9 protein-coding genes and 1 riboswitch are annotated in these 7,987 nt (G+C 34.3%); all 9 genes read right to left on the bottom strand.

The annotated features are described in order from the left end of the window. The coding region (locus AADI82_RS11695) for a dihydropteroate synthase (protein WP_341216612.1) at positions 1-551 on the bottom strand (551 nt) is incomplete at its 3' end. Then, positions 551-838 (bottom strand): antibiotic biosynthesis monooxygenase, encoded by a 288-nt coding sequence (locus tag AADI82_RS11700; RefSeq protein WP_341216613.1) that lies wholly within the window; start codon positions 836-838, stop codon positions 551-553. The genes AADI82_RS11695 and AADI82_RS11700, both read right to left, overlap by 1 nt. A gap of 3 nt (positions 839-841) precedes the next feature. Beyond that, positions 842-1,855 (bottom strand): homocysteine S-methyltransferase family protein, encoded by a 1,014-nt coding sequence (locus tag AADI82_RS11705; RefSeq protein ID WP_341216614.1) that lies wholly within the window; start codon positions 1,853-1,855, stop codon positions 842-844. A 52-nt stretch (positions 1,856-1,907) separates the two neighbouring features. Continuing rightward, positions 1,908-2,020: riboswitch (SAM riboswitch) on the bottom strand. Between the two features lie 79 nt (positions 2,021-2,099). Then, complete coding sequence (gene cysM / locus AADI82_RS11710) at positions 2,100-2,990, bottom strand: cysteine synthase CysM (RefSeq protein WP_341216615.1); 891 nt, start codon at positions 2,988-2,990, stop codon at positions 2,100-2,102. After that, positions 2,977-3,651, bottom strand: a complete 675-nt coding sequence (gene epsC, locus AADI82_RS11715) for a serine O-acetyltransferase EpsC (RefSeq protein ID WP_341216616.1) — start codon at positions 3,649-3,651, stop codon at positions 2,977-2,979. Before epsC ends, cysM begins: the two co-directional genes overlap by 14 nt. Positions 3,652-3,731: 80 nt before the next feature. Continuing rightward, positions 3,732-4,784, bottom strand: a complete 1,053-nt coding sequence (locus AADI82_RS11720) for an NAD(P)/FAD-dependent oxidoreductase (protein WP_341216617.1) — start codon at positions 4,782-4,784, stop codon at positions 3,732-3,734. Position 4,785: 1 nt separating this feature from the next. Continuing rightward, positions 4,786-5,370, bottom strand: a complete 585-nt coding sequence (locus AADI82_RS11725) for a bifunctional precorrin-2 dehydrogenase/sirohydrochlorin ferrochelatase (protein ID WP_341216618.1) — start codon at positions 5,368-5,370, stop codon at positions 4,786-4,788. A gap of 3 nt (positions 5,371-5,373) precedes the next feature. Then, on the bottom strand, positions 5,374-6,135 hold the full coding sequence (cobA, locus tag AADI82_RS11730) for a uroporphyrinogen-III C-methyltransferase (RefSeq protein WP_341216619.1): 762 nt from the start codon (positions 6,133-6,135) through the stop codon (positions 5,374-5,376). 7 nt (positions 6,136-6,142) lie between these two features. Continuing rightward, positions 6,143-7,987, bottom strand: a 1,845-nt coding sequence (locus AADI82_RS11735) for a HEPN domain-containing protein (protein ID WP_341216620.1), incomplete at its 5' end; no start/stop codon positions are given.

A 7,987-nucleotide genomic window follows, 5' to 3' on the forward strand; every position in this document is an offset into this window, starting at 1 on the left:
GGAAAACCTACTTTATTAACTAAAATGTCATACGAACGTTTTGCTATTTCTATACGTCTGTCGTAATTATCAGCTTGTCCTTCTTCATCAAAAGCCATAACAATTACAGCAGCTCCGTAGCGCTTAATCTGTTTTGCTTCCCAAATAAATTTGTCTTCACCTTCTTTAAGTGAAATGGAATTCACAACACATTTACCTTGTACCACTTGAAGTCCAGCTTCGATGATTTCCCATTTAGAAGAATCAATCATAATAGGTACACGACAAATATCTGGTTCTGCAGCTATCAAATTCAAAAAACGAATCATCGCCTCTTTACCATCAATCAAACCATCATCAAAATTAATATCGATAATTTGTGCACCACCATCTACTTGATGTCTTGCAACATCTAAAGCTTCATCAAATTTTTCTTCTTTGATTAAACGAAGAAACTTACGAGACCCTGCTACATTAGTTCGCTCTCCTACGTTTATAAAATTGCTGTTTTCGTTTAAAACCAAAGGTTCTAAACCAGACAACTTCATGTATTTACTTTGTTTTATTTTCATTACTTATAATGCTCTACTGTTGGAAAAGGTTCATAAAAATGGTGTAATAATTTTTTCCATTCTTGGTACTCCTTTGATTGTCTAAAGCCAATTTCGTGGTCTTCAATCGTTTCCCAATTCACTAATAATATATATTTATCCTCTTGCCCTACACACTTTTTTAATTGATGTGATATATAACCTTTCATTGATGAGATGATGTTTTCTGCTTTTTTGAAATTGATTTCAAATTCTGCGGAAAGACCTTTCTTTATGTTTAATGTGGCTACTTCTAATATCATAACCATTTCCTAATGTGATGCTGAAACAAGTTCAGCATGACGACGTGGTTTATATTTGGCAGCAATACTTGCGATTACTTTTATATGCTCGGGCGACGTACCACAACAACCACCAATAATGTTTATTAAATTCTTTTTTAAATACTCCTCTATTTGCTCACCCATTTCCTCTGGAGTTTCATCATATTCACCAAAAGCATTTGGCAAACCTGCATTGGGGTGCGCTGATATTGCAAAATCGGTTTTATTAGCAATCGCCTCTAAATGTGGCTGTAATAAGTTTGCTCCTAAAGCACAGTTAAAGCCAACAGACAATAACGGAATATGCGATACCGAAATTAAAAATGCTTCAGCGGTTTGTCCAGATAATGTTCTACCAGAAGCATCCGTAATCGTTCCGCTCAACATCGTTGGTATATCTATACTTCTTTCATCTTTCACTTCTTCAATAGCAAATAAAGCTGCTTTAGCGTTAAGCGTATCAAACACCGTTTCTACTAATAACAAGTCAACACCGCCATCAACCAAAGCTTCTACTTGTTGTTTATAGGCAATGCGTAATTCATCAAAAGTTACTGCTCTGTATCCAGGGTCATTCACGTCTGGCGACATGCTCGCTGTTCTATTTGTTGGTCCAATTGAACCTGCTACAAAACGAGGTTTGTGGGGTTCTTTAGCAGTAAACTCGTCAGCAACTTCTTTGGCTATTTTAGCAGATTGATAATTCAATTCATATACCAAATCTTCCATCTGGTAATCGGCCATGGCAATGGTTGTTCCTGAAAAGGTATTGGTTTCAACAATGTCTGCACCAGCTTCAAAATATTTAGCGTGAATGGTTTTAATAGCTTCTGGCTGGGTAATAGACAGCAAATCGTTATTACCCTGCAAAGGCGTTGGATAATCTTTAAAGCGCTCGCCTCTAAAATCTTCTTCAGAAAACTTATAGGCTTGTAGCATAGTACCCATGGCACCATCTAAAATTAAAATACGCTCTTGTAAAGCTTGTTGTATGTTTGACATTTTGATATTATTTATATCTATATGTCATCAAGAAAAGTAAAAGAAACACTTTTCGTTATCTTTCTAATATTATTAAAATATTAGTAGAATGTAGCACCTTCTTTAAAAGTTAAAGGGTTGCCAAGGCTTCAATGGGTCTAATCCCTCTGCCTTTCTTGATAACAATTAATACGTTTATGAACTGATAAGCAAAAATAGCAACTATATTTTTGTTATCACAATAAATTACAAGAAATTATCTAGCTTATTCAAATAAAGAGGAAGACAAATAACGATCTCCTCTATCACAAATAATTGCTACAATTACACCTTTATCAATTGATTCAGCTATTTTTAAAGCACAAAACACTGAACCTCCGCTACTCATACCTGCAAAAACACCTTCTTCTTTAGCCAAACGTTGTGTCATTCCTTTGGCTTCTTCTTCTGTAACATCAACAACTATATCTACTTTTTTAGGATCGAAAAATTTTGGTACATACTCTGGTGACCATTTTCTAATCCCTGGAATTCTTGCTCCATCAGCAGGTTGAGCACCAACTATAGTTATACTACTGTTCTTTTCTTTTAAATAAGTTGAAACACCAGTAATGGTTCCTGTAGTTCCCATGGCTGAAACAAAATGAGTAACTTTACCTTCGGTTGCTTCCCAGATTTCTGGCCCTGTGGTTTTATAATGTGCTTTCCAGTTATCATCATTTTCAAACTGATTTAGCAATACATAGCCTTTGTCGTCTCTAAGCTGAAACGCTATATCTCGTGAGCCTTCTATACCAATATCTGCTGGAGTTAAAACAACCTCAGCACCATAAGCACGCATAGTTTTTACACGCTCTTCGGTTGAGTTTTCAGGCATGACTAAAACCATATTCAAGCCTAAAAGTTTTGCAATAAAAGCAAGGGCAATTCCTGTATTTCCGCTAGTAGCTTCTACCAAAGTCCCGCCTTTTTTTATATCACCCCGTTTTAAAGCTTCATTAATCATATTAAATGCAGCACGATCTTTTACACTTCCGCCTGGGTTATTACCTTCAAGTTTTAAAAAAAGTTTGACATTTTTATTTGAGACAATATGACTTGCTTCAACTAGTGGGGTATTCCCTATTTGATCTAGTATTGATTTACCGTATGCCATTCTTTTTAGGTCTGATTTTTATTTCAGTTTTATAAGTTACTAATGAATTTTCTGGCACAGATTCTGTAATCCAAACGTTTGCACCAATTATACTGTTAGCACCTATAATAATATGGCCGCCTAAAATGGTGGCATTTGCATAAATACAAACATTATCTTCTATAGTTGGATGCCTTTTTACCTTAGCTAAACTCTTACTAACTTGAACTCCTCCTAACGTAACACCTTGATAAATTTTAACATGATTCTTAATTATAGATGTTTCTCCAATAACAATTCCTGTTCCGTGGTCTATATAAAATGACTCCCCTATAGTTGCTCCAGGATGAATATCTATTCCTGTAATACCATGAACATATTCGCTCATCATTCTTGGAAGGATAAAAACATTCAATTTATAAAGCGCATGACTCAATCTATAAATTGAAATGGCATGAAAACCAGGGTATGCTAAATAAATTTCTTCTAAACAGTGCGAAGCTGGATCGTTATTCTCAAAAGCAATGGCGTCTAAATCTAATTTTTTTCTAATACCTGGAAGTTCTAACTTAAATGAATTCCAAATTTCTTTTCCATTTTCAATCTCTAATTTAGCTAATATCTTAAGAAAGGTTTTTTCTAAATATTCCCCATGTGCTTCTTCTTGTTCACAATCAAACAATGAATAAAACAATCTTTTAGTGAACGTTTTAACGGTATCTTTTAAACAAACATTATAGCTTTTTTTCACAGAACAAACATCTAATTAATAGCTTGAACTACTGCTTTTGGCGCTTCTTTACGAGTGCCATCAAAACCATCAACACCACTTACTGTTGTGTATTTTAAAACATACTTTTTACCTGGATTGATAATTCTATAGGCAGCTTGACACATTAAAGTCGCCTCGTGAAAACCACAAAGTATTAACTTTAATTTTTCTGGATAGGTGTTAACATCTCCAATAGCAAAAACACCTGGTATGTTAGTTTGGTAATTAAGAGTATTATCTACTTTTATAGCATTTTTTACAATTTCTAATCCCCAATTTCCAATAGGACCTAATTTAGGTGATAATCCGAATAAAGGAATAAAATGATCGGTTTCTAACTGCATTTCCTCACCATTTTTTACAACGGTAACACTTTCAACTTTACCTTCACCATGAATACCAGTTACTTCAGCTGGCGTGATTAAGTTAATTTTTCCTAAAAGCTTTAATTCGCCTACTTTTTCAACAGAATCTAGTGCGCCTCTAAACTCATTTCTTCTATGAATTAAGGTAACTTCTGAAGCTACATCGGCTAAAAATATACTCCAGTCTAAAGCAGAATCACCTCCTCCAGAAATAACTACTTTTTTATTTCTGTAAACCTCAGGGTCTTTAATAAAATACTCAACCCCTTTATCTTCGTAATTTGCTATACCTTCGATAGCTGGTTTTCGTGGTTCGAAAGACCCTAATCCGCCAGCAATAGCAACAACAGGTGCTTGATGTTTTGTACCTTTGTTAGTAGTTACAATAAAAGAACCATCATCTTGTTTTTCTATAGTTTCAGCACGTTCGCCAAGAGTAAAACCAGGTTCGAATTGTTTGCCTTGTTCTAATAGGTTTTTAGTTAAATCTCCTGCTAATATTTCTGGAAAACCCGGAATATCGTAAATAGGTTTTTTAGGATAAATCTCAGAACATTGACCACCTGGTTGTGGTAATGCATCAATTAAATGACATTTAAGTTTTAATAATCCAGCTTCAAAAACCGTAAATAATCCTGTTGGTCCAGCACCAATAATGAGTATATCTGTTTTAATCATTTTATACTTCTTTTTTTGCAATTAATCCTTTGGTGAATTCGTTTAGCGTTTCTACTTTTTGCCCGAAATCACCTTTTATTGTTTTTCTATATTCATTCAAATTTTTAACTAAATCGTCTACATTTTCTGGAATAACATCTTCAAAAAATTGACGTAATCGTTTAGCTGTTGTTGGCGATTTTCCGTTTGTCGAAATCGCCACTTTTACATTCCCTTTTGTAACAATGCCTCCCATATAAAAATCGCAATACGGCGGATTGTCGGCAACATTTATTAAAATACTCCTTTTTCTACAATGCTTATAAACTTTTACATTCACTTTAGGCACATCAGTTGTTGCAATAACTATATGTTTTCCTTTTAAATAACGCTTGCTGTACTTGTCTTTTATTAGTGTAACATCTCCTTTCTTAGACAAAGATAAAGTATCTTCTCTAAACATAGGCGACACAATTGTTACACAAGCATCTGGACTCGATTTTAATAAGAACCTTAGTTTTTCTTCGGCAACATTACCTCCCCCTACAATTAATACATTGAGATTTTGTGTTTTTAAAAAAATAGGGTACAAATTATTCCTTTCCATCCGCTAAGCTATTGCAAAATCTTTATAAATAGAATTTAACACGACGCGCTCTTTTACAACATCTCCAATAACGATTATAGCTGGAGAAGATAATTGTTTTTTTGCAACAATTTTTTCAATATTACTAATAGTGCCTACTCCAAATTTTTCGTTTTCTGTAGTTCCATTTTGAATGATTGCTATTGCTGTATCTTCCTTTTTTTCTGCTGAAAAAACCTTAACAATTTCATTAAGTTTACTCATGCCCATCAAGATAACAATGGTTGCTGTTGATTTTGCAGCCAATACCACATCATTGGATAATTTATGTGCTTTAGTAGTTCCAGTGATTACCCAAAAACTTTCTGAAGCTCCACGTTTTGTTAACGGAATACCTTGATATGCTGGTACTGCTATTGCTGAGGTTATTCCTGGCACAACATAAGTTTCAATACCAAATTGTCTGGCATAATCTATTTCTTCTGCACCGCGACCAAAAATAAATGGATCGCCACCTTTTAAACGCACAACATGCCCATGAGACTTAGCTCTACTAACAATAAGTTCATTAATTTGATCTTGTTGATAGGCATAACATCCTTTGCGTTTGCCCACAAAAATGAGCTCTGCTTTTGTGGACGCATATTCAAGTAATTCTTTATTAATAAGCGCATCATACAAAACAACATCTGCAGATTTAATAGCTTTAATAGCTTTAAGCGTTATTAAATCTACATCTCCAGGTCCTGCACCTACAACTGTTAATTTTGGGGTTTTATTACTCATCGTGTTTTTAAACTGCTTTCCTTTGAAGCCTATTTATTTCTGTTTCAGCTTCTCTGTAAGCTCTCACTTTATCTAAAAACTGATTCGCATTTTCTATATATTTTGATGCAAAATCTTGAGTTGGTGCGTACTTTTTAATTTGATAAATCAACTCAGAAAATTCAACTCCCAAATCTATTTTTCCGCTAGCTACAAACAGTTCATCAAATTGACTAATTATGCCTGCATGTGTATTTGTTTTTTTATTTTCGGCTAACAATAGTGCTTTTGCGGAATTTACTAAAGAACTATAAGCATGATAAATAGCATTCGAATACACTTTATCTTCAAAAGATTTTTTAGCATTTTCAATTTTCTCTTCACTATCTAAAAACAAGGTAGCTATTAAATCGATGACTACACCGGCACATTCGCCAATACCGATTTCTTTAACATATTTTTCTTCTTCTCCCCAATCGATAAAATCATCTTGAGTTAAATTGGTAACGTCTTGTAAATCATTTAAGAAATCATAAAAATACTTTTCACCTTTTTCTTTATAGTATTCAACAAATTGTTTTCCGTTAGCATTAGCTTCAAAGTCATTTAAAATTCTGCGTAAAGCTTCTGGCCCTCTTTTACTTGGTACTTTTACCACTTTATCCGCAAAAGTTGCATTGCCATTACCTAAATTTCCGCCGCCTAACAATACCTGTAAAGCTGGTGCCACTAATTTATCTGGCGTACGAACAGACATTCCTTGAAACCCAATATTTGCCATATTGTGTTGTCCGCAAGCATTCATACAGCCACTAATTTTAATCACTAAATCTTCGTTCTTTAAATATTGTGGGTATTCAGCTTTTATAACACGCTCTAACTCATCAGCAATTCCAGTACTACTTGCAATACCTAAATTACAAGTATCTGTGCCTGGGCATGCTGTAATATCTACGGCTTTATTATAGCCTGCTTCTACAAATCCTAATTTTTCTAATTCTTTATAGAAAAATGGCACCAATTCGCGTTTTACAAAAGGAATAACTATGTTTTGACGTAACGTTAATCGTAATTCACCAGCAGCATATTTTTCTACTAAATCTGCCAATAATCTTGCTTTATCTGTATAAAAATCACCTAAAAGCACTTTAATTCCAATAGCAACAAATCCCTCTTGTTTTTGAGGAATAAGGTTTGTTGACTTCCAAGTTTCAAACGCTTGTTGGTTTTTAATATCTACTAATGGAATTTCTTTAACTTCAACAGGTTTTGAAACCTCATAAGCATCAGCATCAATAGTAACCGATTTAAACTCAATGGCGTTTTGTTCTTCTTCAACTAAAGCTTTAAAAGCGTCTAATCCTATATCTTTTAATAAGAATTTCATACGTGCTTTGGCACGACTTTTCCGTTCACCATGACGATCAAAAACTCTTAAAACACCTTCCATTACTGGAATGATTTTATCAGTTGCTAAAAACTCATACAATATATCGGCATGACGTGGTTGCGAGCCTAAACCTCCACCAATCATGACTTTAAATCCGCGCTCACCATTTTTAATTTTTGCAATAAAACCTAAATCGTGCATGTAGGACAATCCGGTATCTTCATCTGAAGATGAGAATGACACTTTAAACTTTCGCCCCATTTCTTGACAAATTGGGTTACGTAAAAAGAAGCGAAACAAAGCATCGGCGTAAGGCGACACATCAAACGGCTCATTAACATCAATCCCAGCAGTTTCACTCGCCGTAACATTACGTACGGTATTTCCACATGCCTCTCTTAAAGTTATATCATCACGTTCTAATTCTGCCCACAATTCTGGCGTTCTATTTAAATCGACATAATGAATTTGAATATCTTGACG

Origin of the sequence: uncultured Wocania sp. (assembly GCF_964021735.1) — a bacterium.
Taxonomy (GTDB): domain Bacteria; phylum Bacteroidota; class Bacteroidia; order Flavobacteriales; family Flavobacteriaceae; genus Wocania_A.